Origin of the sequence: Sulfuricurvum sp., from assembly GCF_049587615.1 — a bacterium.
In the GTDB taxonomy this organism is placed as follows: domain Bacteria; phylum Campylobacterota; class Campylobacteria; order Campylobacterales; family Sulfurimonadaceae; genus Sulfuricurvum.
Genome location: NZ_JBAVEF010000057.1, coordinates 1 through 26352, shown reverse-complemented (window position 1 = coordinate 26352; position 26352 = coordinate 1). Strand labels below are relative to the sequence as shown.

At 44.8% G+C, this 26352-nt stretch carries 32 protein-coding genes and 1 pseudogene; 17 read left to right on the top strand and 16 right to left on the bottom strand.

The genetic code is table 11. From position 1 onward, the window contains the following. Window positions 1–179 precede the first annotated feature (179 nt). Both WB308_RS11255 and ybaK read left to right on the top strand, forming a co-directional pair. Complete coding sequence (locus tag WB308_RS11255) at window positions 180–758, top strand: transglutaminase-like domain-containing protein (protein WP_424191553.1); 579 nt, start codon at window positions 180–182, stop codon at window positions 756–758. Between the two features lie 32 nt (window positions 759–790). Beyond that, window positions 791–1258 (top strand): Cys-tRNA(Pro) deacylase, encoded by a 468-nt coding sequence (gene ybaK, locus WB308_RS11250; RefSeq protein ID WP_424191551.1) that lies wholly within the window; start codon window positions 791–793, stop codon window positions 1256–1258. A gap of 5 nt (window positions 1259–1263) precedes the next feature. Here the strand turns inward: ybaK and WB308_RS11245 are convergent, their stop codons facing one another. The 6 genes from WB308_RS11245 to WB308_RS11220 all read right to left on the bottom strand — a co-directional run bounded on the left by WB308_RS11245 (window position 1264) and on the right by WB308_RS11220 (window position 6708). Continuing rightward, the gene (locus WB308_RS11245; RefSeq protein ID WP_424191549.1) at window positions 1264–2454 is read right to left on the bottom strand and encodes a sensor histidine kinase; all 1191 of its coding nucleotides are present in this window, start codon (window positions 2452–2454) and stop codon (window positions 1264–1266) included. Beyond that, complete coding sequence (locus tag WB308_RS11240) at window positions 2441–3103, bottom strand: response regulator transcription factor (RefSeq protein ID WP_424191547.1); 663 nt, start codon at window positions 3101–3103, stop codon at window positions 2441–2443. Before WB308_RS11240 ends, WB308_RS11245 begins: the two co-directional genes overlap by 14 nt. Beyond that, window positions 3100–4191, bottom strand: coding sequence for a cache domain-containing protein (locus WB308_RS11235; RefSeq protein ID WP_424191545.1), 1092 nt, complete (start codon window positions 4189–4191; stop codon window positions 3100–3102). Before WB308_RS11235 ends, WB308_RS11240 begins: the two co-directional genes overlap by 4 nt. Before the next feature lie 63 nt (window positions 4192–4254). Further along, complete coding sequence (locus WB308_RS11230) at window positions 4255–4749, bottom strand: DsrE family protein (RefSeq protein WP_424191543.1); 495 nt, start codon at window positions 4747–4749, stop codon at window positions 4255–4257. Between the two features lie 13 nt (window positions 4750–4762). Further along, window positions 4763–6130 (bottom strand): hypothetical protein, encoded by a 1368-nt coding sequence (locus WB308_RS11225; protein WP_424191541.1) that lies wholly within the window; start codon window positions 6128–6130, stop codon window positions 4763–4765. A gap of 95 nt (window positions 6131–6225) precedes the next feature. Continuing rightward, window positions 6226–6708 (bottom strand): methylated-DNA--[protein]-cysteine S-methyltransferase, encoded by a 483-nt coding sequence (locus tag WB308_RS11220; protein WP_424191539.1) that lies wholly within the window; start codon window positions 6706–6708, stop codon window positions 6226–6228. 51 nt (window positions 6709–6759) lie between these two features. Between WB308_RS11220 and WB308_RS11215 the strand changes: the two genes are divergently transcribed. Further along, on the top strand, window positions 6760–7062 hold the full coding sequence (locus tag WB308_RS11215) for a helix-hairpin-helix domain-containing protein (RefSeq protein WP_424191537.1): 303 nt from the start codon (window positions 6760–6762) through the stop codon (window positions 7060–7062). Here the strand turns inward: WB308_RS11215 and WB308_RS11210 are convergent. Further along, complete coding sequence (locus WB308_RS11210; protein WP_424191535.1) at window positions 7059–7664, bottom strand: NAD(P)H-dependent oxidoreductase; 606 nt, start codon at window positions 7662–7664, stop codon at window positions 7059–7061. The two genes, WB308_RS11215 and WB308_RS11210, sit on opposite strands and share 4 nt — an antisense overlap. Before the next feature lie 106 nt (window positions 7665–7770). Here WB308_RS11210 and WB308_RS11205 point away from each other — a divergent pair, with 106 nt between their 5' ends. After that, window positions 7771–8118: a winged helix-turn-helix transcriptional regulator gene (locus WB308_RS11205; protein WP_424191533.1), complete on the top strand. Its 348-nt coding sequence runs from the start codon at window positions 7771–7773 to the stop codon at window positions 8116–8118. 13 nt (window positions 8119–8131) lie between these two features. After that, a complete protein-coding gene (locus tag WB308_RS11200; protein ID WP_424191531.1) occupies window positions 8132–9439 on the top strand; it encodes an alkaline phosphatase family protein in 1308 nt (435 codons plus the stop codon). Here the strand turns inward: WB308_RS11200 and WB308_RS11195 are convergent. The 3 genes from WB308_RS11195 to WB308_RS11185 are packed head-to-tail and all read right to left on the bottom strand — an operon-like array spanning window position 9436 to window position 11136. Beyond that, window positions 9436–9633 carry a hypothetical protein gene (locus WB308_RS11195; RefSeq protein ID WP_424191529.1) on the bottom strand — a complete coding sequence of 66 codons (198 nt, stop codon included), beginning with the start codon at window positions 9631–9633 and terminating at the stop codon, window positions 9436–9438. The genes WB308_RS11200 and WB308_RS11195 overlap by 4 nt on opposite strands. Further along, a complete protein-coding gene (locus WB308_RS11190) occupies window positions 9605–9952 on the bottom strand; it encodes a hypothetical protein (protein ID WP_424191527.1) in 348 nt (115 codons plus the stop codon). The genes WB308_RS11195 and WB308_RS11190 overlap by 29 nt, the downstream gene beginning before the upstream one ends. Then, window positions 9952–11136, bottom strand: coding sequence for a NifS family cysteine desulfurase (locus WB308_RS11185; RefSeq protein ID WP_424191525.1), 1185 nt, complete (start codon window positions 11134–11136; stop codon window positions 9952–9954). Before WB308_RS11185 ends, WB308_RS11190 begins: the two co-directional genes overlap by 1 nt. A gap of 174 nt (window positions 11137–11310) precedes the next feature. On the opposite strand from WB308_RS11185, the gene WB308_RS11180 reads away from it, so the two are divergent. From WB308_RS11180 to WB308_RS11170, 3 genes are all read left to right on the top strand, one after another. Continuing rightward, window positions 11311–11604 carry a nucleotidyltransferase family protein gene (locus WB308_RS11180; protein ID WP_424191523.1) on the top strand — a complete coding sequence of 98 codons (294 nt, stop codon included), beginning with the start codon at window positions 11311–11313 and terminating at the stop codon, window positions 11602–11604. Continuing rightward, a complete protein-coding gene (locus tag WB308_RS11175) occupies window positions 11597–11950 on the top strand; it encodes a DUF86 domain-containing protein (RefSeq protein WP_424191521.1) in 354 nt (117 codons plus the stop codon). The genes WB308_RS11180 and WB308_RS11175 overlap by 8 nt, the downstream gene beginning before the upstream one ends. A gap of 224 nt (window positions 11951–12174) precedes the next feature. Further along, complete coding sequence (locus WB308_RS11170; protein WP_424191519.1) at window positions 12175–13119, top strand: hypothetical protein; 945 nt, start codon at window positions 12175–12177, stop codon at window positions 13117–13119. A 21-nt stretch (window positions 13120–13140) separates the two neighbouring features. Here the strand turns inward: WB308_RS11170 and clpX are convergent, their stop codons facing one another. The 5 genes from clpX to WB308_RS11145 all read right to left on the bottom strand — a co-directional run bounded on the left by clpX (window position 13141) and on the right by WB308_RS11145 (window position 16965). After that, window positions 13141–14358 (bottom strand): ATP-dependent Clp protease ATP-binding subunit ClpX, encoded by a 1218-nt coding sequence (gene clpX, locus WB308_RS11165; protein WP_424191517.1) that lies wholly within the window; start codon window positions 14356–14358, stop codon window positions 13141–13143. After that, the gene (locus WB308_RS11160) at window positions 14358–14954 is read right to left on the bottom strand and encodes an ATP-dependent Clp protease proteolytic subunit (protein WP_424191515.1); all 597 of its coding nucleotides are present in this window, start codon (window positions 14952–14954) and stop codon (window positions 14358–14360) included. The genes clpX and WB308_RS11160 overlap by 1 nt, the downstream gene beginning before the upstream one ends. A gap of 101 nt (window positions 14955–15055) precedes the next feature. Beyond that, the gene (locus tag WB308_RS11155; protein ID WP_424191513.1) at window positions 15056–15886 is read right to left on the bottom strand and encodes an SIR2 family protein; all 831 of its coding nucleotides are present in this window, start codon (window positions 15884–15886) and stop codon (window positions 15056–15058) included. Beyond that, window positions 15886–16401, bottom strand: coding sequence for a hypothetical protein (locus WB308_RS11150; RefSeq protein ID WP_424191511.1), 516 nt, complete (start codon window positions 16399–16401; stop codon window positions 15886–15888). Before WB308_RS11150 ends, WB308_RS11155 begins: the two co-directional genes overlap by 1 nt. Window positions 16402–16521: 120 nt before the next feature. Further along, window positions 16522–16965 (bottom strand): hypothetical protein, encoded by a 444-nt coding sequence (locus WB308_RS11145; RefSeq protein WP_424191509.1) that lies wholly within the window; start codon window positions 16963–16965, stop codon window positions 16522–16524. Window positions 16966–17184: 219 nt separating this feature from the next. Between WB308_RS11145 and nifB the strand changes: the two genes are divergently transcribed. The 8 genes from nifB (at window position 17185) to WB308_RS11105 (ending at window position 25424) form a co-directional block, all read left to right on the top strand. Continuing rightward, window positions 17185–18600 (top strand): nitrogenase cofactor biosynthesis protein NifB, encoded by a 1416-nt coding sequence (nifB, locus tag WB308_RS11140; protein WP_424191507.1) that lies wholly within the window; start codon window positions 17185–17187, stop codon window positions 18598–18600. A gap of 93 nt (window positions 18601–18693) precedes the next feature. Then, the gene (nifV, locus tag WB308_RS11135; protein WP_424191505.1) at window positions 18694–19809 is read left to right on the top strand and encodes a homocitrate synthase; all 1116 of its coding nucleotides are present in this window, start codon (window positions 18694–18696) and stop codon (window positions 19807–19809) included. Then, the gene (locus WB308_RS11130; protein ID WP_424191503.1) at window positions 19800–20627 is read left to right on the top strand and encodes a GNAT family N-acetyltransferase; all 828 of its coding nucleotides are present in this window, start codon (window positions 19800–19802) and stop codon (window positions 20625–20627) included. The genes nifV and WB308_RS11130 overlap by 10 nt, the downstream gene beginning before the upstream one ends. Before the next feature lie 98 nt (window positions 20628–20725). Further along, complete coding sequence (locus WB308_RS11125) at window positions 20726–20950, top strand: FeoA family protein (RefSeq protein WP_424191501.1); 225 nt, start codon at window positions 20726–20728, stop codon at window positions 20948–20950. A 30-nt stretch (window positions 20951–20980) separates the two neighbouring features. Further along, complete coding sequence (locus WB308_RS11120) at window positions 20981–21178, top strand: CCE_0567 family metalloprotein (protein WP_424191499.1); 198 nt, start codon at window positions 20981–20983, stop codon at window positions 21176–21178. 10 nt (window positions 21179–21188) lie between these two features. After that, a complete protein-coding gene (locus WB308_RS11115) occupies window positions 21189–21467 on the top strand; it encodes a hypothetical protein (RefSeq protein WP_424191497.1) in 279 nt (92 codons plus the stop codon). Further along, window positions 21457–21909 carry a GNAT family N-acetyltransferase gene (locus WB308_RS11110; RefSeq protein WP_424191495.1) on the top strand — a complete coding sequence of 151 codons (453 nt, stop codon included), beginning with the start codon at window positions 21457–21459 and terminating at the stop codon, window positions 21907–21909. Before WB308_RS11115 ends, WB308_RS11110 begins: the two co-directional genes overlap by 11 nt. A gap of 65 nt (window positions 21910–21974) precedes the next feature. Then, window positions 21975–25424, top strand: coding sequence for an EAL domain-containing protein (locus WB308_RS11105; protein ID WP_424191492.1), 3450 nt, complete (start codon window positions 21975–21977; stop codon window positions 25422–25424). An 8-nt stretch (window positions 25425–25432) separates the two neighbouring features. Here the strand turns inward: WB308_RS11105 and WB308_RS11100 are convergent, their stop codons facing one another. Then, window positions 25433–25996: a CZB domain-containing protein gene (locus WB308_RS11100; RefSeq protein ID WP_424191490.1), complete on the bottom strand. Its 564-nt coding sequence runs from the start codon at window positions 25994–25996 to the stop codon at window positions 25433–25435. 231 nt (window positions 25997–26227) lie between these two features. Between WB308_RS11100 and nifH the strand changes: the two are divergent. Continuing rightward, window positions 26228–26352 (top strand): annotated as a pseudogene (nifH, locus tag WB308_RS11095) (nitrogenase reductase); the annotation flags it as partial.

Below are 26352 nucleotides of genomic sequence, written 5' to 3'. Positions count from 1 at the left end.
TATCTAGATATTACAAGCATTAAAGCAAAATTTTACATATAGACATATTTTTAAACATTTTACATTGCTTTTCTTAAAATAATTTCCGCAAACGCTTTAACGGCATGCAAAGCGAAAAAAGAGCACAATTCCCCATTATTAGACATAGGACTCCTTATGACTGCTTGCGGGGAAATAATATGGAAGAATTTTTAGTTTCTTCGGAAATCATCGATTATACTCATCCAATCGTTGCCGCAAAAGCCCGTGAACTCGCCGAAGGGTGTAACAGCGATACCGAGATCGCGCGGCGGTGTTTCGAGTTCGTCCGTGACGCGATACGTCATACGGGCGATGCGGGGGAGGGGATCACGACGCTCAGAGCCAGCGAAGTACTCCAACAAGAACAAGGGTGGTGCTATGCCAAAAGCCATCTACTCACAGCATTGCTCCGTGCAAACGGAATTCCTGCGGCATTGTGTTATCAGCGGCTCAGCTGTTCGGAATACGTCGAAGGTATTTATTGCCTCCACGGGCTCAATGCCGTCTATCTCAAAGAGTTCGGTTGGTACCGCATCGATGCACGGGGGAACAAAGAGGGGGTGGACGCGCAGTTCGATCCGCCGTATGAGAAGCTGGCATTTAAATTAGGGGAGAATGAATATGACTTACCCGATTTGTATGCTGAACCGTTGGATGTCGTCGTAAATGCTTTAAAAGAGCGTAAAAACTATGCTGAAATGATTGGGCATTTTCCGGATATAGGGGACCCCTCTTGAGGACTTATAATTTTATTTGAGAGAATAATCGAATGACACCAGCCGTCAATGTCGCTAAAAAAGCTAAAATCGCTTTTAACATCCATTCGTATGTTCACGATCCATCGATCCAGTCGTATGGTTTGGAAGCCTCCGAAAAGATGGGAGTTGCTCCCGAGAGGGTATTTAAAACGCTTGTCGTCATGATCGATGCCAAACAGATGGTCGTCGCGGTTATCCCCGTTTCCTTTATGCTTTCGATGAAACAGATCGCCAAAGCTGCAGGAGGCAAAAAGGCGGAGATGGCAAACGGTGCGGATGTCGAACGCTCTACGGGCTATATTTTAGGCGGTGTCAGTCCTCTGGGGCAGAAAAAACGGCTCAAAACGTTCATTGACGAGACGGCGCAAAATTTTCCTACGGTTTTTGTGAGTGCAGGGCGCAGAGGGTTAGAGATCGAGCTAAGCCCGAATGATCTTCGGACACTGAGCAACGGGGTTTTCTCACCGTTGTGCGGGTAAAATAATCAGAGGTTTTGCTCAGTTGAATCGACAACCAAAGATCGATTGAACGTATAGATGAATGTTGAACCTTGTAAATAAGCAGATTGGATATCCAAAGTGATGTCGCTTTTGTCGATGATGGATTTGACGATGTTCATACCGATACCGAATCCCGTTTTGTGTTCGTATTCGCGGTAATAGGGGTTGGTAATTTTTTCGGGATGTTTGATCCCTTGCCCGTAGTCTTGAAACGAAATAATTATTCCCCCCTCGTCATTTTTATTGATGTGTACATCAATTTTGCCGTTTTTATGTGAAAATTTTATTGCATTTGAAAGGGTATTATCAATAATCCGTTGAAGTTTAGTTGGGTTAAACATTATGTGTGTCTTGGTGGTTGAAACCAAAGAGAGCGTGATATTGTTGAGCTGACAGATCAGTTCAAAATATTCCACACGCTCTTTGACAAATTCTTCCAAAGAAATGATTTCATTTTTATATTCAACACGATTTTGTTTGATGAGGTAATCCATGTCATTGTAAATGGTTGCTAGCGATTTGGTTGCGGATTTGATACGGCTTAGATATTTATTGGACTCGTACATGCTGTTAAAGAGATCCACGTTGACATTGATGATGCTAAGCGGCGTATTCATTTCATGCATCGATTCTTTGATAAATTCATCGAGTTTTTCATTGACACGCTTGAAGGGTACGGAAAAGCTGTTTAAAAAATAAAACGATAACAGGAGGATCAATACGAGGATACCGAATGCGATAATACTGGCTTCAAGAAAAATATCGGTATAGGAGATGGCCGTTTCGGTGATGAGATAGTCGGCAAAAAAATACTTTTGGGAGGGGAGAGGGGTGATGAGAAAACGTGTCATTCCATCGCTGTGATATCCCGGCATATAAAAGGGTAAGGGTTCTTTGATTTGTGAATAGATAGTGGAGAAATTATTGTAGTAGAGGCCGGATTGATAGCTATTGAATTTCGGAAATTCAAATGTATTGTTGGGATTATTGCCGAAAGCATCCATGGCATTGATGATATGGGATTGGATCGATTTTAGCTCGACTTCGGTTCTGACTTCTTGCGTGTTGATTTTATGTATGACATAAAAATACAAAGGAGCCAGTAATATGAAAGCAACAATACCCGTATAGATTAAGCTATAACGCCGAACGAATTTTTTTTCATCGACAATCAAGACGATATCCTAATCCATAGATATTTTTAATCAGATTTTTCGGAAGTTTTCTCCGGAGATTATTGATCTGTACCCGCGCGTTTGCCGCATCGACGTTATTTTCCCAAATTTTTTCATAGAGCATTTCCAGTGTGAGAATCCGATTCCGGTTCACCAGGAAAAGATTTAAAATTTCGCTCTCTGTTTTGCTAAGCGAAACCGGTTTAGAGTTGCAGGTCAGTTCATAGGTCGTGACGTTATAGCGATAATCATCCGGCAGAATGAGAAAGTCTTCTTGTGTTTTAAAGCAGTTTGATTTTAAAGCATGCCGCACCCGAAGCATAAGCTCCGTTAAATCGAAAGGTTTTTTAATGTAATCGCAGCATCCGTGCGCGTATCCCTGAATGAGGGCATCAGCGCTGGACATCGATGTGACGAAAATCGTCGGGATATTTTTCTGCTCGTCCGCCAATGCTTTTCGAAGCGAAAAACCGTTAAAGGAGCCGGGAATATTGACATCCAGCAGCAGGAGATCATAATCAATGGAAAAAATGGCATCGTAAGCGTCTTCACTGTTTTCAAAACTGTCGACGGTATAGTTTTGTGCACTCAAAAATTCATCTATGCTGTCTTTTAAAATAACATCATCTTCGAGTAAAAGCAATCTCATTTTATGTGTCCTCTGGATTTTTGATTGGAGTTTGCATCGAGCAAAAGAGAGATAAGTTCCTCTTTACTGTAGCCATTAAGATCGGTGCGCAATTTCTCTTCAAGGGCGGTTCTATCTTCAGGATGGGCACATTTTTTCAGAGAAAGGAGATCTTTCGCCGTGTAGTTGTTCCATAAGTTTGCAGAGGGATCGTGATGGGTAACCGAGAGGTATAAATCTTTTCTCGAATAGGTCAAAAAGGTGTCCAATTCCTCTTCAAAGGCATTAAAGAGTTCCATCTTTTTCTTGGAAAGAACCAGTACGAAAGAGCCGATGTTTTGACCCTCTGCATTGAGAATCGCTCGTGAAAAATAAACATAATTGTTCCCGTCAAGTACGCCGTGCGTCAATAACGTGTTTAAACCGGCGCGTTTGAGATAGGAAATATGATAGATGTTCGCATCGTCGTTTGCTACGATCATGTTCTCTATCCGGGGATTGTTTTTGAGCAAAACGGCCTGATTTTTATACTTATCATTCATCAAGACTAGAAGATCGATATCATAATTGGCAAAATAGTTTTTTATTGCATCCAGTTTTTGGATCACTTCAATAAAACCGATGAGACGCTTTTCTTTTACAATCGGGATCGATGCGATCAGTACGAGCCGTCTTGCGGCTTCGAAGGAGAGGTGAGGCTTATGCGTCAAAACAATATCATTCAGATCCGGACGATACGCTTTAACACTCAGTCCGGTGCTGGTATTTTCCCAATTTCGTGCAAAGATGATAAAATCTTTTGAAATGATTTGGGCACGGACTTTGGAACCGCTGAATACTTCGAGTGTGGAGGTATACTGTTTTAAAATTTCGGTCGCTTTCTTCGTGTCATTATTTTCGATGGCTGTTTGCAGCGTCTCGTTTTGAGCCAGTGCAAACGCGAAAGCAAAACTTTCTGCTTTCTCCTGTTCGATTTGTTTGTCCAGAAGGTTCATAAGAACGATATCGATTCTGTTGATAAACTCCTGTTTCTTTTGTACATAAAAATAGACAATCATCGTGAGCAATACCAACAGCAATAATGATAAATACTTCTGATAGAGTCTCATGCTAACCTTTCTGCGTAATTATAAATTTTTAAAATAAAATAACAGACTGTTTTTCTGATTTTTTTATCGTATTTTTATATACGCATAGCCGCTGCGCTGCAAATCGATAATTTTAATGACTCCCGCAGGTGTAATTGTCACATAATCCTCGATCTGATTATCGGCTACGTGGTTTTTCTCCATCGTATTTTTGCAGGCATAGAGTTTAATCTTCTCACCGCCATCGAGCTGAAGGGCTTTTAGCCGTGACCGTGTTCCGGCTCCCGTAGGTCCGCCTTGTGTAATATAAGGCTTTTCTTCAAATCCGGTATTGTTAAAATCTTTCATGACGTATTGAAGGCATGGCCCCAAAGCAACAATATCCACCTCGTACTGTATGAAGTTTTTATTGTAATATTCAACCGTATTGTTGATCGTATTGAGCATCAGATGGATACGATCCGCTTCGGGAAAATCGCATTGATAGACGACTTTGACGACGTCATCATCTTTTTCACTCGCGACAAGGGGAAATGCTGCTACCGTCAGTACTGTAAAGAGTAAATGTATTAGTTTCATAGTTGGATCCTTTTTAAAAAGCATAAGTCACTTGGACTTGAGCACGGTTACCCATGTTGTCCAAAACAGTTTGTGCGCTTGCATTGCCTGGGGCTTTGGCATCTCTGATCAGATAGTTGAAATCGACCCGTGTTGGACCTTTGAACCGGTAGGATGCTCCGAGTGTCGTCGTCGTAAAGTCACGTTCCCCTTTCTCATCGTTGGTCAGTCGGTTCATAAAATCGTAACGCCAGAAGATTTCGAACTTTTGGGGAATGAGTTCATATTGGAGATTGACATAGCCGCCGTTGGCTTTGTTCTCGTTCCCTGATGCAAATTGAAGCTGCCAATCTTGTGCCAGCGGGTCAGCATCGACATCTTTTGCCCCGACGTAAATCATCCCCTGTGCCATCATGTATTCCGCTTCAAATCTCAGACCATGGTTATAGTAGGTCATACCCAATCCATAGCGTTTGCGGTCGGCATCGATGATTGTTGCATCATTAGAAATAAATTGACGTTTTCCGCTTTGTCCCCAAATATAAAACTTCATCGCATTGGTGTAATACCCTTTACCTCCGCCGAAAGTGTTTTCGAGTGCCAAATACCCATAATGGGTACCTTGGGCATCTGAATTGGATCTGGAAATTCCGGTCCCGTTCCCGTACATGTAGGCGTAACTGAATGCCCAATTATCTTTGATCGGGATAGTATCAAAAATTTCCACACCGGTATCCCTGAACGCTCCGATCGGATCATCGACGGAAGTGGTCGTATAATGGAGGCTCGAAGCTCCGCCTGCAGCTGCGCCGGTTTGTGCCGCTGTCGCATTTGTTATTCGGCGTTCAAGCAGTTCTTGATCACTCATTGTTGTAAATTCGATATAGGGTGATACGTATACGGATTGCAACCCTTCTTCACTTCCCGGGTATTTAAATTCACCGACACGAATTTTTGCATTCGGAATGTATTTGAGAGTCACCGAAGCATCGGTAAGATAGGTAGATGTATCATGGTTTGCCAGGTTGTTCACACCGTTGTTTCCAAAGTCAGTCATGATAAAATAATTAACCATATTGTCATCATCAGCCATACCGCGTACGGCGAGACGGGCTCTTGCGATATTAAACCCGGATTGATCTTCGAGGTTAGGGGTTAAAAGGGAAAATGGAGTGGTTATTTTTCCTCCAGAGGATGCGACCGTGCTGTAATCTTTACTGTAGTTAATCTGTGCAAATCCAAAGAGTTTTGGCGTTTTATTACGGTTAGGGACAATAACACCCTGTGGAGCTACATTCTCAGGTTCCGAGCCTTGTAACATCAGCCAATCTGCTGCATTCAGCTCAATACAAGAGCTGAGCAATATTAAACTTAACAGTGCCGATCTTGAAACACTTTTCATATGTTTTCCTTATATTAGATGGGAAAATTGTAAGGAAAGAACGAAAAGAAAATGAAAAGAGAGTATTAACTACAGAAGCGGAGAAGAGTTTGGCGTCATTTTACTGAGAGATCTTTTTCCAAGGCCAATAAAAACGTTTTTTTTTCTATCCCTCCGCTGTATCCACCGATCCCGCCACCGCTGGCGATGACACGATGGCAGGGGATGAGGATTGCAATGGGGTTGCGTCCGTTGGCACTTGCGACGGCACGGATCGCTTTAGGGTTTCCGAAGAGTTGTGCTTCTTTTGCATAGGAAATGGTTTCCCCGTAGGGGATTGTTTGAAGCGTTTTCCAGACTGCTTGTTGAAACGGCGTTCCTTTTGGATTTAAGGGGAGGCTAAACGAGGTTCTTTCTCCGGCGAAATATTCCCCAAGCTCCTTTTCCAGTTGAAGCAATAACGGATGATTGCTATGATTACTGACAAATATGTCGTCGGTAAAATCAAGGGAGACGATCGCTTCGCCGTCGGTTACTGCGATCATCTTTCCGAGCGGGGTATTGATCATGAGAATTTCATCAGAAGTATCGGGTTGCATGATATGATTATAGCCAAACGAAAAAATCTGCGATAGATAGAGGAGTGGAAGATGCACCCTGCCAAAGTGATCCGCGAAAACGTCATCAAACTTACCGACCTGCCCAATATCGGCAAGACGGTTGCTGCGGATCTAAAATCGATCGGGATTACTGAACCTTCTCAACTCAAAGGCCAAGATCCGTATGACCTCTATGTACGGTTTTGCGAAGCGTTTGGAGAGAAACAAGACCCGTGCATGCTCGATGTGCTGATGTCGATCACCGATTTTATGGACGGCGGCGACGCTCGGGTGTGGTGGGATTATACCGCCGAGCGTAAAAGACGCTACGGAAGCGGAAAAATTGGAAATTAAAGATAGGTGACCAGTTCATTGAGCTCTGAGCGGTGAAGCGGCGGTTGTTCATTGACACGGTATCCGAACGGAATGAGTAAAGGAACCCCGTAAACCTCCGTATCAATTCCCATGATTTTCTCTACCGCATCCCGATCAAACCCCTCCATCGGACACGAATCGATTCCGATCGATGCAGCGGCGCTCATCATATTTGCCGCCGCGATATAAACCTGACGAGATGACCAGCACTCTAGTACGTCATCACTGCGAGGATCAACAAACCCTGCATACATTTCGAGAAGATACGCAGGGTAGTGAAACTTTTCAAATTCGGTTTGGATGTAAGCGTCTGTACTACGAACTTGTTTCTTATAGGCAATCGCTATCAGTTCTGAAGCGGTGGTAATTTGTGCTTGATTCCACGCTACGGCTTGGATTTCTTCACGCATTGCAGTGTCGCGGATGACGAAAAACTGCCAGTGCTCCACCCCGAATGAACTGGGGCTGAGGCGTCCCGCTTCGAGGATAAAGGTTAAATCTTCTTGACTCATAGGTTTGGTTGTATCGAACAGTTTGCACGCATGGCGAAAGTGCATCGCTTTTTCAAAATCGTTACGCATCGGGGAAAGTCCTTTTAGATTTTAATAGGGTGATATTTTATAGAATACAGTTTATTTATTCAAGAACGTACTAAAAAGTACTGTACATACTAAAAGGTAACTGTAGATGATTGATGAATCGCGTTTTAATTGCCCGTTTGAACTCACGATAGAGCTGATCGGCGGGAAGTGGAAAGGGCTGATTTTATGGCATCTGCTCGACAAAAAAGTGCTTCGCAACGGTGAAATGCTTCGACTCATGCCCCGCATTACCCAAAAGATGCTGACGCAGCAGCTGCGGGAGATGGAAGACAACGGTCTTGTACGCCGTGTCATCTATGAGCAGGTACCGCCAAAAGTCGAGTACAGTCTTACGCCGCACGGGGAAGCGCTTCGCCCGATTCTGGACATGATGATCACATGGGGATCGAAATACGCTAAAGAGAAAAAAATCGTGATTGCCTGCGGCAGTTGAGAGAGGGAAAAATTTGAAACATATCGTCTTTTTAGTACTCATTGCGGTTGGTCTGTATGGGGATGATCTGCGTTTTAAAATCGATCATATTATCGTCGTCTACCTCGAAAACCGCAGTTTTGACAACCTCTTTCGCGGATATGAGGGTGCGGATACGTCGGATAAGCCGGCTAACCCGTATGCATTGCAGAGGGATCGTAACGGCAGTCTCTTTAGCACACTTCCGATGGGAGAGAAATCGGTGCAGGGGGGATTCCCCGATCACATGCCGAATGAGCCGTTTTTACTCGATAGCACGGTGTCCCAGAAGGGGATGATCCCCGATCTCGTACACCGTTTTTATCAAAATCAGCTGCAGATTAACGGCGGTAAAAATGACCGATTCGTCGATATCAGCGATGAAAAAGCTCTGACGATGGGGTACCACGATATGCGTCACAGTGCGATGTGGCGTTATGCGAGAGAATTTACCCTGTGTGACCGCTTTTTTGCGGCAGCCTTCGGGGGATCGTTTTTGAATCACCAGTGGCTCATCGCGGCCCGTACTCCGTATGTGGGAATAGATACGGACATTTCCCGCTACGATCTGGATAAAAACGGGGAGATTCTCCGTGACGGCATCCTCACCCCGGACGGATATGCCGTCAACACGATCCAACCGTTCCATCCCCCCTATAAAGCCAAATACGCCGATCCCGCTCTTCGATTACAACCGCTAAAATACGACACGATCGGTGATCGGCTGAGTGACAAAAATGTTTCATGGAGCTGGTACAGCGGCGGCTATGAGGATGCGATAGCGGGGCGCGGCGACACAATTCACTACCAATACCACCATAACCCTTTTTTGTATTATGAGCGCTATGCTCCGAGGAGCGAAGGACGCACCCATCTCAAAGACGAAAAGGATTTTTTTCGTGAGTTGGAAGAGGGGAAATTGCCGAACGTCGTCTTTTTCAAACCCTCCGCCGCAGATAATCAACACCCCGGATACGCCAGTGTCAAAGCCGCCGATGAGAAACTCTCCCAAATCGTTGAAGCGGTACGCAGTAAACAGGATGTATGGAAAAAATCGCTCATCATCGTCACGTACGACGAAAACGGCGGACTATGGGACCATGTTGCCCCGCCGCAAAAAGATCAATGGGGACCGGGGAGCCGGATACCGGCACTTATCATCTCACCGTATGCGAAAAAAGGGTTTGTCGATCATACCGACTACGATACGACGTCGATATTGCGGCTGATCGAATGGAAGTACGGCTTGGAGATGGTGGGAGAGCGAGAGAGCCATAATCTGCTCAACGCCCTGGACGATTAATCTACGAATACTCCGAACGGGTCATCATTCAAGACGGAAGCCGGATCAATGGCAATGGAGTCGATGATAACCGATTCTCGCTGATGGGGCGGCAGACGAAGTTTAAGCCGTTCTAACGCCTGTTCTTCATTATCCGCATCGATCGGATAGAGGCGAGTTTTCCCCTCAAGCCGTATGTCGATCAGGTAGCGCATGGGTATCCTTGAACAGATAAAGCTGTCCGTAGCAATCGCAGAATTTTTTGCAGCCGCAGGAGTAATAGATATTTTTTCCGGTCTCGAGTGAATAGCTTCCAAAATTCGTTTTAATAACGTCTCCCTGGATTCTCTCGATGGTTATTGTTTTGACGAGACATTCATCCATCGGGTTCAGGCGGTGAAATTTTTCGCGGGTTGAATGTACCCAGAGGATTTTTGCGGGGAGAAGGAGGGAGAGGAGAGCCTCTTTGCTCCATTCTCGGGTGGCCTCCAAGCTCTCAAGCTCAGAGTCGCTAATATTACGATAAGGGCGCATCAGCCCACTTCGTTCGTATAGGCGTACGTAGAGGAGATAGCGCGCAGACGTTCCGCCGCTTTGACAAATACATCGATCGTGTAATCGATCTCATCGGCGGTAGTAAATCGGCTGAGGCTCAGACGGATCGCCGTATGGGCGAGTTCGGGATCTTCTCCGATGGCACTCATGACAGGGTTGGCTTCGAGACTCTCCGATGCACACGCACTTCCGGTGGAGGCGGCGATTCCCGCGCGGTTGAGATCCCACAGCATCGATTCACCCTCGATCCCGCGCAGTGAGATGAGGATCGTGTTCGGGGTACGGCGTGCACGGTCCCCGACGACGATAGTATCCGGGAGCTGTGAGATCGCATCTTCGAGACGGTCGCGGAGCGCTCGGACGTCGCTGTTCATTTTCTCCAAATGTCCGACTGATTGCTTCATCGCCAGACCCATCCCGATGATGTAAGCGACGTTGAGCGTACCCGCACGCTTGCCCCCCATTTGTTCCCCGCCGTGGAGGAGATTGGGGAGTTCAGAACCTTTTTTGACGTACAACCCGCCGATCCCTTTTGGACCGTGGAATTTATGGGCGGAGAAAGTGAGGTAATCGATCGGGGTTTTGGTCAAATCGACTTTGACTTTTCCGATCGCCTGAACGGCATCGGTGTGAAACAATATCCCTCGCTCTTGTGCGATTTGTGCTACCTCTTCGACGGGAAAAATCATCCCCGTCTCGTTATTCGCCCACATCATCGAGATGAGGATGGTTTTATCGGTGATCGCCGCCGCGACACGATCGGCACTGACATATCCGTAAGCATCCACATCCACAAACGTGATTTCCGCCCCGTTCTCTTCGAGGAAATGGAGGGTCTCTAAAACGGAAGGGTGCTCTACCGCCGAAGCGATGATGTGGTTTTTAGACGGATCGCGGAGGATATGTTTGAAAAAGATCCCTTTGAGTACGGTATTGTTGCTCTCGGTCGCACACGAGGTAATGAGGATGTCATCGGCATCGGGGGCATTAAGAGCATCGTACATATATCCCATCGCTTCATTCAGATAGGGGCGTACTTCGATCCCGTACTGGTGGAGTGAGTTCGGATTGCCGTAGAGCTCTTCGAAAAAGGGCTGCATTTTGACCTTTACGATCGGGTCGAGTTTCGTAGTCGCGTTGTTGTCTAAATATACACGTTTCATTGTTTGTCCTCATGTGTCGGATATTATGAGGAGAGAATGCAAGATTTGTTCGAGAGTGGGGAAACCGTATCAAAAAAGGCTTTATAACTATAGTGCTATAATACATGACAATAACGGTTGATGCTACTACGCAAAATCGGACTATAATTTTAAATCTTGGTAGAGGAGTGAACTATGATCTCAAAATTGAATATTCTCGATTTTCTTTCAGATCATAAAGAGACACTGCACGAGCGTTTTGGTGTCACTCAAATCGGATTATTCGGGAGTTACGCACGTGATGAAGCGAACGAAGAGAGCGATGTGGATATTGCCGTCGAGATCGATGCCCCTAACAAATTTAGAAGTTTTTTCGGCTTGAAACATTATTTGGAAACTAATCTCTACCCTAAAATCGATCTCGGGATCGAAAGCACTTTGAAGCCGATTGCCAAAGAGTTCGTGCGTAAAGAGATCATTTATGTCTAAGCGAGATTATTATCTCTATGTCAGTGATATGCTCGAATCGATTGAAGCGATAGAGAGTTATGTGAGCGGGCTTGATTTCGAGGGATTTTTGAATGATCGAAAAACCTACAGCGCGACGTTACGGGAATATATTGTGATCGGTGAAGCGATCAATGCAATTATCGATCTATTGGAAAAGCGTTTCCCTGATTATGAATGGCGATTGGTAAAGGATTTCCGCAACTTCATCGTTCATGAATATTTCGGAGTTGATCCTCGAATCGTATGGGATTTGACGACGCAGGAACTGCCGATTTTAAAAGCAAAAATTCAACTTTTGGATCACTCTGATTTTTCAGAACTTTAATAAGTCCTCTTGATTTTCTCGTTCCCACTTTCTAAGTGGGAATGCAGATGTGAGGGATACCAAGATACACTCCCACTCGGGAGATTGGGAACGAGATAAAGTTGTTGATTTCTCACATATTTCATGTAAAATAATATATTTAAACTGTTTATGTATTAGTCGTTTGTAAGCCGCATGGCGTATAATGGCTAGTTAAAAAATAGTTAGATAAATAAGGGAATATATTGAAACAAAGTACCTCGGAGCATATTCTTGAACTTGCAAAAGAATTATTGGATGATATTGAATTAAACAGAATTAGTATCGAGCCCCTTCTTCTAAAAGCATCGAGACTTGCAAGATTGACTGGTTCTGAAGAGATCAAGCATTGGATTGAACTTGAATTAAAAGGTCATAGTTTCAAAGATGTAGTATCAGTAAAATATATTGATATAACTGGAAGATGGGAAAATAAAGAAAAAGGTACTGCATATGTTGCGCCACTAGCTCAAATAGTTACTATGATTGATACTGAAAATGCAAAACTAAAATCTACTACGACTCCTGATACAAGTGGAGATTGGGCATTTCGTGTAATGCAAATGTACCAAAATAATTTAGCTGAAATTACTACTAGAATATCTCAATTAAGTGGAATAAAAAGCAAAGTCTTAGCGGAATTACACTCCTTTATAACTGATGTTTACTATGAAAAAGAATTTGACAACCTCTCTGAATCAATCTTTGAAAAATACAAAAATGAAGTAGATAATTTAATAGCATCAACTTGTGGGGATGTGTTAGAACAGATACCTGCAGTTATGGATCGTCTGACTGAAGGAGACAATGAATCAATTAGTCAAGCCTTAACTACTGTTCGGAGAATCATTGATTCTTTTGCAGATTCAATATTTCCTCCTTCAGATCAAATAATCAACATGAATGGCAATGATGTAAAACTGGATGCCAGCAAGCATCAGAATAGAATAAATGCTTATGTTTATGAAAGAATTGAAAGCAAATCGAGAAAAATTAAAATAAGACAAAATCTTTCAAATCTATACGATCGTGTTTCTACTGGAGTTCATAATGATGTTAGTGCGGAAGAAGCTAAATCCCTATTTTTAAATACATACTTGTTATTGGGTGAAGTTTTACATATCGGAAAATCAGATATAGAAAAAAAGTAGCATTATTTATTGAGAAGAAGTTCACGCTTCTGCGTGCTCTTCTTTATAAACAAAAATCGGGTCTTGCGTCGGATCTTCGATGACCGCTTCGGTAATCGTCAGACTCTGGAGGTTCTTTTTCGACGGGCAGCTAAATTGCAACGGCAGCATCGCTTCTTCTATGATACTGCGCAGTCCGCGTGCACCGACACCGCGGTCGATCGCTTTTTGTGCGACGGCATCGAGGGCTTTGGGCTCGAAGTTGAGTTCGATGCCGTCCATGTCAAACAGCGCTTGGAACTGTTTGATGAGGGCGTTGTCCGGTTCCTGGAGGATTTGAACCATTTGCTCTTTGGTGAGTTCACGCAGTTGGGCGACGACTGGGATACGTCCGATGAACTCAGGGATGATCCCGTAATGGACCAACGCTTTTGCATCGATTTTTTTCTCTTTGACTTCGCCCTTGTCGGCGGTTTTGCTGAATCCTACTTTGTTAGACTTTTTCGTATGCGAATCGGGGACAAGTCCGACAAAAGCCCCTCCGCAGACGAAGAGGACGTGTGACGTGTTAAAGAGTACCGTCTCGGTGGTGGAGTTTTTACGGCTCCCTTTGACCGGGACGTAGACTTCGGCACCCTCTAAGATTTTGAGCAGTCCCTGTTGTACCCCTTCGCCCGAGACATCACGTCCCATCGTCGAGCTTTCCCCTTTGCGGGCGATTTTGTCGATCTCGTCGATGTAGATGATACCTCGTTGTGCGAGGTCGATGTCGTAGTTTGCGGCGGCGAGGAGGCGGGAGAGGATACTCTCGACGTCTTCACCGACGTATCCCGCTTCGGTCAATGCGGTCGCATCGGCAACGGCAAACGGTACCTGCATGATCTTGGAGAGTGATTTGGCGAGCAACGTTTTACCGCTCCCCGTAGGGCCGACGAGGAGGATGTTTGATTTTTCCAACTCGACATTGTTATAGACGGGGTTTTCAATCCGTTTGTAGTGGTTGTAGAGGGCGACGGCGAGGACTTTTTTCGCGTCATACTGACCGATGATGTATTTGTCCAGAAACTCGACGATTTTTTCCGGTGTCGGGAGCTGCTGCTGCATGGCGGAACGCTGTTCGTAACGTACTTCTTTTTGTAAAATTGCCGAGCAGGTGGTGACACACTCGTTACAGATATGGGTCGTCTCCGAAGAGAACATTTTTTTCACTTCGCTCTGTTTACGGCCGCAAAACGAGCAGGTTTTTTCTGTGGTACTCATCAGACATCCTTTGCACTGAATTTGGTGAGGATTTCATCGGCTAGACCGAATTCGATCGCCTCTTTGGCCTCCATGTAGTTATCACGGTCGGACTCTTTTTCGATCACTTTGACCGTTTTCCCCGTCGCTTCGGAGAGGATGACGTAGAGGCGGCGTTTGAGGTTGAGGATATGTTTGGTATGGATCTCGATATCGCTCGCCTGCCCCGAATAGCCCCCCAGCGGCTGATGGATCATCACTTCGGCATTGGGGAGCATGTAGCGATGACCGCTCTCCCCGCAGGTAAAGAGTACGGCCGCCATCGACGCAACGAGGCCCATTGCATAGGTGTGGACGGGGGCGTTGATGAGATTCATCGTATCGAGTATGGCCAATCCCGCCATCACCGATCCCCCCGGGGAGCTGATGTACATATGGATCGGCTCATCGGGGTCCATCGCTTCTAGATAAAGGAGCTGGGAGACGATAACCCCCATCATATGATCATCGATCGCTTCGGTGATGACGATCACCCGATCTCCTAAAAGTTTGGAAAACAAATCGAAATAACGCTCTCCTCGAGGCGAAATATCTTTGACGGTAGGTATCATTGGCATAGCGATCTCCTTTTACTTATTTTAAACGTATCGGGAGCAAAGCCCCCGACACTACGCTAGCCGCTAAGGCACTAAAGCTACGTCCTGTCGGACGAGAATAATTAGATAAACGCATGAATAAACTCCGGTAATGACATGGGGATCACTTCAAGGTTGTGCTTTTCGATGAACTTTTTCTCTTTTTTTCCCAGCTCTTTATCGGTGATGACGTAACCGCCTTCCAAATCGAGGGTGAGCTCATTGGCGACCATACGGTCGGTATCGCGATCAAAGGATGTCCCTAAAAAGAGGTATTTTTTCGCCTTACGGTAGGTTTTGAGTACCTTCGGCACGGCAAATCCCCCCATCGCTTCGGTGAGCCAGTCGACATAGTCGGCATCCGAGATAACAAACGTCGGATTCGGCAGCGGTGAGCCCATCGGTTTAAAGAGGATTTTTTCAGCGGTTTCAAGCACTTCATCCTCCACCAAAAAATATTTTTGGTTTTCGACATCGTATTCGTACACTTCATAGCGGTTCAAGTCACCCATGATGCGGGATTTTCCGATAATAAGACAATGGGGTGTAAATGCCAAAAGCTCTTGAAACTTGGTATCACGGTTCGTATCGACGATGTAGCGCGGCAACATATCGATTATCGCTTTGTGCAGTGGTGTCGGCTCAAAAGGTTTGGTATAAATATGGTTGATGAGCTGGGTCATGTACTCGACTCCGCGGCGCTGTTCGAGGTGCATGGCAGCACGTGAGTATTCGAACATGAGCCGAGGTGTCATAGCCCGACCGCCGTTCATCGCCAAAATCAGTGAATCGCTGTCAAAGGGGACGATTTCCCCCTCTTTGGTCGTGGTCCCCTCAAACACACCCAGACCGAAGTAGGGGATTGTGGTTTGGTTGCGTAACTCTTTTTTGATTGTTTCGTAAATGGTCTCCATTAGTGGCATCCTTTTCCAGTGTAACAGTTTTGCGCCGCGGCGATTTTGGGAAGTACCCGCTCCAGGGAGAAAGAATCTTCTAGATTGGGAAGTATCTCGTTGTAAAACACGGCTCCGTCTTTCGATACGATAAAGATAGATTTGGCAAATTCGCCGCCCAGCTCATGGCCGGCCAAACGGATACCGTAGTAATCACCAAACGCTTCATCGCTGTCGATTCCAAACAGCCATCCCTCCATCCGGGGACTGGCGTGTTTGGTAGAAGCAACCAGGAGGGCTTTGGTAATCCCTCCAAGCGCGTTAAGGTTGAGAAGTGTTTCGATCTCTTGCAGTTGAACGAGAAGCTCGTCATCGATAAACGGTGTTGTGATAAGCAGCTGGGTAAATCCGCTTTGCCCCCCGATAAGGAAGGGTTTGTTTTCATCATTGCTAAGGGTGACGCGTTCACTTGCGTAGCCGATATCCAGTGGCATATCCTCGAGATGGATTGTCGATGTGTTGTAGATTATCTGCAAAACGGACTCCTCTTTGGGTTATGAACTAAGCGATTGCATTTAGTGTTCTTGCCGCCAATAAGAGTAAAACACTCTTATAAGTCAGGGTTGTAGGTAAAGTGAGTGGGAAAGACAAAAATGTTACGCTACCGGATGGACGTATTGGAGGTGTTCGGCTATGTCCGTTCCGATAACAAAATGGTTGATCACTTCATCCGCCGTTTTAAGAAAGGGGGGGATTTTATAAATTTTTATGCCGACGTTGCGCATGGCATAAAGGGTATTAAGACAATACGAATCGACGATAAGGTAATCGCATTTGCCGATTACTTCGAGAAGTGCATAATGTTCGCTGATATGATGCGGATCTTGTGCGCGGTCCGTGTCGCATTGACACGTTTTCATCTTTGGGTCGCGTACCATATCCCCCTCATGTTTTTCCCACGGATTCAGACGTGTTCCTATATAACGGTAACGGATATCTTTACGCTCTCCCGAAACCTCATAGAGGGCAAACATCGTTGCACTGCAGGGATTGTAGTGATAAACACGCATCATCGCATCCATCGGTATAGCTACCATCATTGTAAGACTCCTCTATATTTATATGGATTATGCAATTTACATTCTGTAAGAACTCTGCGACAAAGCACGCCGATAAATGGTTCAATTAAAAACAAAAATGTCGTAATAGAGGATTGAAGGATGAAAATCACTAAGAACACCATTTGCAATATCCAGATTTAGAAAATGGTTGGTGCTGGATGAGGCAGAATCATTAAATGACACTTCAAAGGAGTTATTATGAGTTGTTCCTCAAGCGGAAATGAATCTTTTATGCCCGAAGATATTCAAGCGAAGATACACAATCATCCATGTTATTCAGAGGGTGCACATCACCATTATGCCCGTATTCACGTCGCGGTTGCCCCGGCGTGTAATATCCAATGTAATTACTGTAACCGTAAATACGACTGTTCAAACGAAAGCCGCCCCGGGGTAACCTCTGAGCGTCTGAGCCCTGAAGAAGCGGCAAAAAAAGTATTGCTTGTCGGCGGTGAAGTTCAACGTATGAGCGTTCTTGGGATCGCTGGTCCGGGAGACGCGCTCGCTAATCCGAAGAAAACGTTTGAAACCTTCGGAATGGTTCGCGAATTTGCACCGGACTTGAAACTCTGTCTCTCAACGAACGGTTTGGAATTGCCGAATTTTATCGATGAGATGGTCGAATACAACATTGACCACATCACCGTAACCATCAACAGTGTTGATGAAACCGGTGAGATCGGAAGTCAAATCTACCCATGGATTTTTCATAACAACAAACGTATCTATGGAAAAGAAGCGGCGCAAATCCTCCTCGAAAACCAACTCGAAGGGATGAAGAAATGTGTCGAAAAAGGGATTTTGATCAAGGCTAACTCGGTCCTAATTCCGGGAATCAATGACAAACATCTCCCTGAAGTTTCGAAAAAACTCAAAGAGATCGGAGTGTTCCTCCACAACATTATGCCGATCCTCTCGGAGCCGGAATTCGGAACAGCATTTGCCCTCGCAGGTGTACCGAGTGCGACCGATCAAGAACAGATGGCCGTTCAAGAAGCGTGCGGTATGGACATGAAACTGATGCAGCACTGTCGTCAATGCCGCGCGGATGCGGTAGGGCTTATCGGTGAAGACCGTGGAGCTGAATTTACGAAAGATACGTTCGCAGGTCTTAGTTTCGATGAGCTTCAAATCAAATACGATCTCGAAGCACGTCAAGCGGCACAAGCGAAAATCGAAGAGTTCAGATTCTTCCTCGATCAAGCCAATGATCGTGTACGTAAAGAGAAAGAAGAACTCAGCTCTAACGGCGTGACCATTCTCGTAGCAGTCACCACAGCGGGTGAGGGGATGATCAACCAACACTTCGGAAGCGTAAAAGAGTTTCTTATCTATGAAGCGGGGGATAAAGGTATCCGATTTATCCACCACCGTAAAGTCGATTATGAATATTGTGCGGGACCTGATGGTACAAACCCGCTTCAGCCGATCTTGGAAAAACTCAAAGACGTTCAGATGATTTTGACCGCAAAAATCGGCGGATGTCCTCAAGATGATCTCAAAGCGGCCGGCATCATTGCCGATCAAAGCTACGCGTATGAACCGATCGAAATTTCGGTCCTCAAAGCATCCCGCAAATACTTCGGTATGGATGAAAACGCGGAAGTGAATTAACACATCGTCATCGCGAGCGAAGCGTGGCGATCCATGTTTTGGATTGCTTCGTCACTTCGTTTCTCGCAATGACGAAGGTAGAAGGAAAAGATTATGGCACTCATCAATGATACTACTTTACGTGACGGGGAACAGGCTCCTTATGTCGCGTTCAACACTGAAGAGAAACTCCGTATTGCCATCTTACTCGATGCGTGCGGTGCGGATGAACTCGAAATCGGTATTGCGGCGATGGGTGTCAAAGAACGTCAAGATATCAAAGAGCTTTTATCCTTGGGATTGAAAGCTCGAATGATGACTTGGAACCGGATGAAGATGGAAGATCTCGAGGCTTCCCTCTCGTGCGGGATTAAAGCGGTCGATCTCTCTATCCCTATCTCGGATATTCTTATCGATGTTAAATTCGGCGGCAGTAAAGCCAAAGTCTTATCAGAACTCGAATGTGTTGTCACAGCGGCAAAGCGTGAGGGATTGTTTGTCTGTATCGGCGGCGAAGACAGTTCTCGCGGCACTCACGAATTTATCCGTGATGTGATGGAACTCTCCCGTGAATGTGGAGCAAGCCGCTTTCGCTACTGCGATACGATCGGGGTCATGACACCCACACAAATGTATCAAAAAATCAAGTCGTTATCTGATTTGAACCTCCTCCCGATTGAAATGCATACCCACAACGATTTTGGTTTAGCGAATGCTAATGCCCTCAGTGGTATCGATGCCGGAGCTATAGGGCTGAATACCACCGTGATCGGATTGGGCGAACGTGCCGGAAATGCCTCGTTTGAACAGATTCTGATGGCACTCAAGCACCTCTATGGAGAAGCGCGCCCCATCGATCCGGTACAGCTTCGAGAGTTGGTCCATACAGTTGCAACGGCGGCAAAAGTCGATCTTGCCGCGAATGCCCCTATCGTGGGGGAACGGATATTCGCCCACGAGAGCGGCATTCATGCGGATGGTATGATGAAAGATTCTCATGCGTATGAACCTTATGAAGCGTGTGAAGTGGGGTTGGAAAGCAGCTATCCCATCGGCAAGCACTCCGGCAGTGCAACGATTCGCTACCATCTCTCCCGAATGGGGATCAGTGCGGATAATGGTATATTGTCTGATTTGCTCCCAAAAATCCGTGAGATTGTGACCTCGCGTAAGCGGGTATTGGAATCGTATGAGCTTAAATCTCTCTATCAGGATGCAGTATGTTTATAGGGTGGCTCAAATTCGTCGATGTTCCAGAACTGGTCAAAATTGCCGAAGAGGTGGGATGGCTGTTGGATGGCTATCATGTAAAACTCATGATGATGCACGCTCCCCATCTGTGCTACGGTGCGTATGAAGAGGGGGTTCTTGTCGGTGCGGTGATGGCGGCCCCATTTGAAACTTCGGCGATGATCAAATACTTTATGCTGAAACCGAGTCACCAAAAACAGGGTATCGGACGTCGCCTATTTAACACGTTGTTCGGGGTTCTCAAAGAGGAGCATCCATCACTTTATCTGCATGCAAATCCGAATCTCAAATCTTTTTTTGAACAAAACGGATTTAAGGCCGTCATGGAAGTAGGGAGGTTTCTCAATGTCGGGAAGGTTCCCCCTTTCAGTTTTACGAATGCTCAGGCCAAAGAGCTCGATGGCGGTAATTTCGACGCAACACTCCGAAAAATAGATTTCGAAACCTTCGGTGAAGACCGAATGGCCTTTTTACTCGATGAGATGGAACGGAACAGTTCGCTCAAATTTGCATTGCCCAACTCGTTTCAACACTCCAGTGTCATTAACGCACGGGGGGTTTATCTGGGACCGTGGCAATCCAGACCGGGTTTTGAAGAGGAAGCGGAAAAAATGATGCAGGGAGTTTTGTATTTCCGAGGACTCAAAAAAGTTCTTGCCGATGTCCCTTTGGGAAACAAAATAGCGGTTGCGCTGTTTGAGAAATACCATTTTCAGCAAAAAGGGACATTTCTCCACATGTACTACGGTGAAGCCAGAGATATTAAGTTTGAGAATATTTATGCGTTTTCACTGTGAACCTTTTTGTCATTGCGAGCGAAGAGAAGCAATCCATTTTCTGGACTGCTACGAGCATAGCTCTCGCAGTGACAGATAGATTTTAAAAGGATCCTACTATGAATCTTCTTGAAACCTGCGTGAACGAAAAATGCAGAGTTGTTTCTATAGATTTGAATGAAGATCTAAAACAACACCTCTGTGCCATGGGGCTTTGTTTGAATGCTACGGTGTGTGTGAAACGCTACGGCTGGTTTCGAAACAGCGTTCAGGTTCAAATCGGTCAGCGTCTGATTGCCCTGGGCAAAGATCAAGCCCGTGGTATCGAGATACGTGTTGCGTAACATTAAATAAAGAAAAAGGAAGGATTGAATATGTCGGAAATGACGGAACAAGATCACAAAAAAGAGTTGGCAAAACTAAAACGTTTTGCGGTTGAAATCGCCTCTGAAATTCACGATATCGTCGAAGATACAGTGTGGACGAATCATGTTAAAATGCCGGAATTAGCCGCAAAACTCTATGAAGCGGTAGAAAAGGCAAACAGCTACAAGGCAGAACACTCCCTATAAGGGGTGGATTATGGCGACAAAAGAAGAAATCCTCGCGCTCGAAATCTGTGAATGCGGCGGCAAGAGCGTTGCGGAGGCTATTGGGATTTTTCAGGAGACCGATCTACCGTATAAAAAAGCAAAAAAACTCGTCACTGAGTGTGACAAGAGCTGTTGTCGTGCAGCCCTTCTCAGACTTTTTGATATGACCTATTTCGGTAAATTCGATTACGATGAGATCGAACGGCTGATACAGTTGCGCCACGATAAACTGGGCGAACTCTTAGAACGGATGAAAAATGGACGATAAGCTGATGATACGGATGGCGTATAGCGATGATATCCTGTCGATGGTAAATCTGTTGTCCGAACTTTTTACGATAGAAGACGATTTTACGATTGATGCGGTGAAACAAACGCGCGGTCTGGAACTCCTTCTTCAAAATCCGCAGAGCGTCGTATTGGTTGCTGAAATTAAAAATCGTGTTGTGGGGATGATAACACTTCAGAGAGTTATCTCTACATCGCTAGGGGAATATGTCGGTATCATCGAAGACGTGGTCGTCAGCACATCGGATCGGGGAAAGGGGATCGGAAATAAACTGATTCAAGCGGCTCTCGATGAAGCAAACGAGCGGGGATGGAAACGACTGGCATTAGCTGCCGATCGACGAAATAGCAAAGCGATCGGTTTTTATCAAAAAAAGGGGTTTGAAATCAGTCACATGGGGTTGATGTACCGAGTGAAATAATTAATCGGTTATTGTTTTTATGTTACAATAAAACAAAATTAAATCTATACCGTTTGGAGATGGCGATGCAGCACTCTGAAATCCTTTTCAAGCAATTATTTGAAGCCAGTCCGCATCCTTATCTCATTCTCACTGCAGATATTACCTATCGCATCGTCGCCGTAAATGATTATTATCTTGCGGCGACAGGGATTCAACGGGATGATGTTATCGGCAAGCCGCTTTTTGAAGTATTCCCCGATAATCCGAGTGATCCCTCTGTCAGCGGAGTGAGTGACTTGCACATATCCTTAGACAGTGTTGTTCGGTATGGGCAAACCGATGTTATGGGAGTTCAAAAATACGATATACCCCTTCGAGACGGCAGTGATGGATTTGAAGTAAAATACTGGAGTCCTGTGAATGTACCGATATTCGGAGCTGGAGGAAAGGTAGAGTATATTATCCATCATGTAGAGGATGTTACCGATTTTGTTTTACTGAAAGAAGCCAACACCGCGGCCGGTCAATCCTCGGATATGAAGACCAACAGATTGGAAGCAGAGGTTTTAAAACGGGCGAATGAGGTTAAAGAGGCCAATCGTCTCATTAAAGCCAGAGAAAAAGAATTAGCGGCACTTAACGACAAACTCAAAGAACTCGATCGACTCAAAACCGAATTTTTTTCAAATATCTCCCATGAATTCCGAACTCCATTGACCCTGATGCTGGCACCTTTAGAGGAACTCCTTTCAGGTCGTCAAAACCTTGAAACAGCAAGAATGACTTCAGATCTTGAAATCGTCCATAGAAATGCTTTGCGGCTGTTAAAACTCGTCAATACGCTGCTTGATTTTTCCCGTATCGAAGCAGGGCGTGCAAAAGCCGCATACGAAGCGACGGACTTATCCTCATTAACAGCTGATTTGGCAAGCAATTTTTCATCCGCTTCGGAACTCTCGGCTCTTAAATTAATCATCGATTGCCCTTCTATGAGCGAATGGGTTGAAGTTGATCGGGATATGTGGGAAAAAATTGTCTTGAATCTTCTCTCCAACGCGTTTAAATTTACCCATAATGGATCGATTCATGTTTCGACCCGATCTGAGAACGGCAAAGCGGTTTTGCGGATAAAAGATACCGGAATCGGTATCGACGAAGAGGAACTGCCGAAATTGTTTGAGCGATTTTATCGGGTTGAAAATTCACAAGGTCGATCATATGAGGGGACGGGAATCGGTCTTTCCTTGGTTCATGAGCTTGTGAAACTTCAAGGGGGAAGTATCGAGGTTACGAGTAAACTGGGAGAAGGGACAACTTTTACCGTATATATGCCGTTGGGAATCAAGCATACTTCCTCTGAACAAAAGCAAATTCCGTTAGAAGAGACTGATAAACAGCTTCAGCATTCCAAAATCTATAGGGCAGAAGCAAAGCGATGGAGCGGTGAAAATAAAAAAAATGAGCCGCAGGAAGTAAAAAAAAGTGAGAAGGGGCATATTATTGTAGCCGATGATAATACTGATATGCGTGAATTCATCAAAAGATTACTGGAAGATGCCGGATACAGTGTATCGTTGGCAGTTGACGGAAAGAACGCATGGGAAATGTGTCAAAAAAGTCTACCCGATCTTGTTCTAAGTGATGTCATGATGCCTAATCTCAACGGGTTTGAACTTCTGAAAAAAATTCGTTCTGCTGAGTATACGTATTCCTTGCCGATTATTTTGCTTTCGGCTCGTGCGGGAGAGATTGATAAGACAGAAGGGCTGACTTCCGGTGCAGATGATTATCTCTCAAAACCGTTTCATAGCGGTGAGCTGATCGCCAGAGTCGACGGAGCGGTTAAACTCGGAAAATACCGAAAAAAAGCACATGAACAGCTATTATCGCAAACAAACCATATTGCCAAAATCGGCGGATGGAGTTTTGATACCCTCACGATGAAAGGGGAATGGACGGATGAGCTGATTCGCATTCACGACCTTCCTCCGGGGGAAACGATCGATGTTCATAAAGGGCTTGATTTTTATACACCGCAGTCACGCCCGATTATTGAGAAAGCGATACACGATGCCATTACTCTTGGAAAGCCGTATGATTTGGAATTGGAGATTATTACCGCGATAGGCGCCCATAAATGGGTGCGAACTGTTGGCTCTCCTCTCCTCGAAGAGGGAAAAGTGACGAAAGTTCAAGGGGTCATGCAAGATATCACGAGACAGAAAGAGGATCAAATCAAGATCCTTACGGAAAAAGAGCGGTATGACCATTTGGCACACCATGATGAACTTACCGGTCTTCCGAATCATCTCAGTTTAAATGAGTTTATGGAAAAACAATTTTCTGAGAATTCAAAGTTGGCCTTTATGTTTCTTGATCTCGACGGGTTTAAAGAGATCAATGATTCCTACGGACATGGATTTGGAGATAAATTACTGATCCATATGACCCATTTGCTTCAAAATATCTTTCCCTCTGATTCCTTCATCGTAAGGAGCGGAGGTGATGAATTTGTTATTGTCGTGCTGTGTGAAGGTGATGAATGCTTTATTGAATCAACGATGGAACGGCTTTCAAGTATGTTTAATCACCCTTTTTCAATCGAAGGAAGAGATGTTTATATTACGGCCAGTATCGGGATTGCCATGTATCCTGGTGATGGACAGACAACTGAAGAATTATTGCAGTGTGCCGATACGGCGATGTACAACGCGAAAAATTCCGGGAAAAATACGTTTAGTTTTTATAACAGCAGTTTAAGAGAACGTGCATTATATCGGATGTCGATAACTACCAATCTCAAAAAAGCACTTACTAACAACGAACTCGAGCTTTATTATCAACCGCAGGTTGATTCAGTGAGCGATAAAATTATCGGAGTCGAAGCATTGCTGCGATGGTTTTCTCCGCAAGGGGTGATTTCCCCGGCGGATTTTATTCCGATTGCCGAAGAGAGCGGACTCATTCTTGAGATCGGCGAATTTGTTTTGACTGAAAGTTTCAAAACAGCAAAGCGGTGGTTTGATTCTAATCTATTAAAGGGACGTATTGCGGTCAATGTCTCGGCACATCAGTTTGCGCATACTAATTTTTTAGCAATATTGGAACAAATTAGAGAAGAGACGCAATGCCGTCCTGAATGGATTGAACTTGAAATTACCGAGCGGTCCATTCTTACAAATCCCGAAAAAGTAATTTTTATTTTAGAAGGATTACGAGCTAAAGGGTTTCATGTCTCGATCGATGATTTCGGGACAGGCTACTCCTCTCTCTCCTATCTCAAAAATCTACCCATTGACAAATTAAAAATTGATATATCGTTTGTACGCAATATCACGCATGAACCTAAAAATCAGACGATTGTCAAAGCGATTATTGCATTGGCAAAAGGGCTTGATATGAATGTATTGGCTGAAGGTGTAGAAAACAGCGAAGAGTTGGAGTTTTTAAGAATGAATAATGTTGATTCAATCCAAGGATACTATTATTACAAACCGGCTTCGCTTGAAACTATTACAGCACTGCTTCGGTAGTCGGTAATTTATCCTCTTCCCCTTGTTCCATAAAAATAGGCCTCTTCTTCACTCTCTGGTGTTTCCAATATTTTAGGCTCCATTGCGGTGGAAGCGGTAGAATTGCTCAATCCGGAAACCAGAGTAAATTTTTCTTCTCCCATACTCAGGAGCTGACTCTCTAAAACTCGCAGTTTGTGTTTGAGTTGATCAGAGAGGAGAATGATCTCTTCGTAATAGCGTTGTGATAATTCTATTTCAGGTTCGCTCGCTTTGTTTTTTACTCCCAATAAACTGCCTAAGAGGGTTTTCTTTTTATGACCGTAATAGATAGGATAGATTTTTGTGTATTTGTCGTGGAGTGTGAGCAACAGCGTTTCAATCTCTTCAAGAACCAACCGGGATGACCCTTGTGAAAAGAGCATTGCTTCAGCGTAAAACCATTTTCCAAACGGGGAATCCGTAGGAATCAGAGCTATGCTCTCCAAGGAGACGTCGATGCCGGATACCAGCAGTTTGATTGCATTGACCCAGCGGATGTGGGCTGTACGGGCCTGATGGAGATTGTGAATCGATTTTTCTTTATTGGTCATAGCCACCCCTTTTTGTCAAAGTGTACCTATATAGAATAAATTTAGATCAGCTTCATAGCTTATTTTTTAATCAAAATAATCAAAATCTGAAATTTTTGATCCCTGCAAAACCTATTCCTACAAATTTGTATCATTGTCGTCATTTTGTCGCAGTCATTTGGATAAATGTTTCAAAAACCTTAGAACACCCATTGCATCAACCTAAGTGAAGTTCAAAAATAAGGGGATAACATGGCTGGAGCAGCTAGCTTGCGACAAATCGCGTTCTACGGAAAAGGTGGGATCGGTAAATCTACCACATCTCAAAATACATTGGCAGCAATGTCACACTATTTCGATAAAAATATTATGATCGT

What these genes read in the sequence shown, in the direction of transcription:
- ybaK (WP_424191551.1), top strand. Translation starts at nt 791, where the DNA reads ATGACACCAGCCGTCAATGTCGCTAAAAAAGCTAAAATCGCTTTTAAC.
- WB308_RS11195 (WP_424191529.1), bottom strand. Translation starts at nt 9,633, where the DNA reads ATGCGCTACCTGATCGACATACGGCTTGAGGGGAAAACTCGCCTCTAT.
- WB308_RS11230 (WP_424191543.1), bottom strand. Translation starts at nt 4,749, where the DNA reads ATGAAACTAATACATTTACTCTTTACAGTACTGACGGTAGCAGCATTT.
- WB308_RS11215 (WP_424191537.1), top strand. Translation starts at nt 6,760, where the DNA reads ATGCACCCTGCCAAAGTGATCCGCGAAAACGTCATCAAACTTACCGAC.
- WB308_RS11255 (WP_424191553.1), top strand. Translation starts at nt 180, where the DNA reads ATGGAAGAATTTTTAGTTTCTTCGGAAATCATCGATTATACTCATCCA.
- WB308_RS11130 (WP_424191503.1), top strand. Translation starts at nt 19,800, where the DNA reads ATGTTTATAGGGTGGCTCAAATTCGTCGATGTTCCAGAACTGGTCAAA.
- WB308_RS11145 (WP_424191509.1), bottom strand. Translation starts at nt 16,965, where the DNA reads ATGATGGTAGCTATACCGATGGATGCGATGATGCGTGTTTATCACTAC.
- WB308_RS11115 (WP_424191497.1), top strand. Translation starts at nt 21,189, where the DNA reads ATGGCGACAAAAGAAGAAATCCTCGCGCTCGAAATCTGTGAATGCGGC.
- WB308_RS11110 (WP_424191495.1), top strand. Translation starts at nt 21,457, where the DNA reads ATGGACGATAAGCTGATGATACGGATGGCGTATAGCGATGATATCCTG.
- nifB (WP_424191507.1), top strand. Translation starts at nt 17,185, where the DNA reads ATGAGTTGTTCCTCAAGCGGAAATGAATCTTTTATGCCCGAAGATATT.
- WB308_RS11210 (WP_424191535.1), bottom strand. Translation starts at nt 7,664, where the DNA reads ATGCGTAACGATTTTGAAAAAGCGATGCACTTTCGCCATGCGTGCAAA.
- WB308_RS11185 (WP_424191525.1), bottom strand. Translation starts at nt 11,136, where the DNA reads ATGAAACGTGTATATTTAGACAACAACGCGACTACGAAACTCGACCCG.
- WB308_RS11125 (WP_424191501.1), top strand. Translation starts at nt 20,726, where the DNA reads ATGAATCTTCTTGAAACCTGCGTGAACGAAAAATGCAGAGTTGTTTCT.
- WB308_RS11100 (WP_424191490.1), bottom strand. Translation starts at nt 25,996, where the DNA reads ATGACCAATAAAGAAAAATCGATTCACAATCTCCATCAGGCCCGTACA.
- WB308_RS11160 (WP_424191515.1), bottom strand. Translation starts at nt 14,954, where the DNA reads ATGCCAATGATACCTACCGTCAAAGATATTTCGCCTCGAGGAGAGCGT.
- WB308_RS11205 (WP_424191533.1), top strand. Translation starts at nt 7,771, where the DNA reads ATGATTGATGAATCGCGTTTTAATTGCCCGTTTGAACTCACGATAGAG.
- WB308_RS11240 (WP_424191547.1), bottom strand. Translation starts at nt 3,103, where the DNA reads ATGAGATTGCTTTTACTCGAAGATGATGTTATTTTAAAAGACAGCATA.
- WB308_RS11120 (WP_424191499.1), top strand. Translation starts at nt 20,981, where the DNA reads ATGTCGGAAATGACGGAACAAGATCACAAAAAAGAGTTGGCAAAACTA.
- clpX (WP_424191517.1), bottom strand. Translation starts at nt 14,358, where the DNA reads ATGAGTACCACAGAAAAAACCTGCTCGTTTTGCGGCCGTAAACAGAGC.
- WB308_RS11155 (WP_424191513.1), bottom strand. Translation starts at nt 15,886, where the DNA reads ATGGAGACCATTTACGAAACAATCAAAAAAGAGTTACGCAACCAAACC.
- WB308_RS11220 (WP_424191539.1), bottom strand. Translation starts at nt 6,708, where the DNA reads ATGCAACCCGATACTTCTGATGAAATTCTCATGATCAATACCCCGCTC.
- WB308_RS11235 (WP_424191545.1), bottom strand. Translation starts at nt 4,191, where the DNA reads ATGAGACTCTATCAGAAGTATTTATCATTATTGCTGTTGGTATTGCTC.
- nifV (WP_424191505.1), top strand. Translation starts at nt 18,694, where the DNA reads ATGGCACTCATCAATGATACTACTTTACGTGACGGGGAACAGGCTCCT.
- WB308_RS11225 (WP_424191541.1), bottom strand. Translation starts at nt 6,130, where the DNA reads ATGAAAAGTGTTTCAAGATCGGCACTGTTAAGTTTAATATTGCTCAGC.
- WB308_RS11180 (WP_424191523.1), top strand. Translation starts at nt 11,311, where the DNA reads ATGATCTCAAAATTGAATATTCTCGATTTTCTTTCAGATCATAAAGAG.
- WB308_RS11175 (WP_424191521.1), top strand. Translation starts at nt 11,597, where the DNA reads ATGTCTAAGCGAGATTATTATCTCTATGTCAGTGATATGCTCGAATCG.
- WB308_RS11105 (WP_424191492.1), top strand. Translation starts at nt 21,975, where the DNA reads ATGCAGCACTCTGAAATCCTTTTCAAGCAATTATTTGAAGCCAGTCCG.
- WB308_RS11190 (WP_424191527.1), bottom strand. Translation starts at nt 9,952, where the DNA reads ATGCGCCCTTATCGTAATATTAGCGACTCTGAGCTTGAGAGCTTGGAG.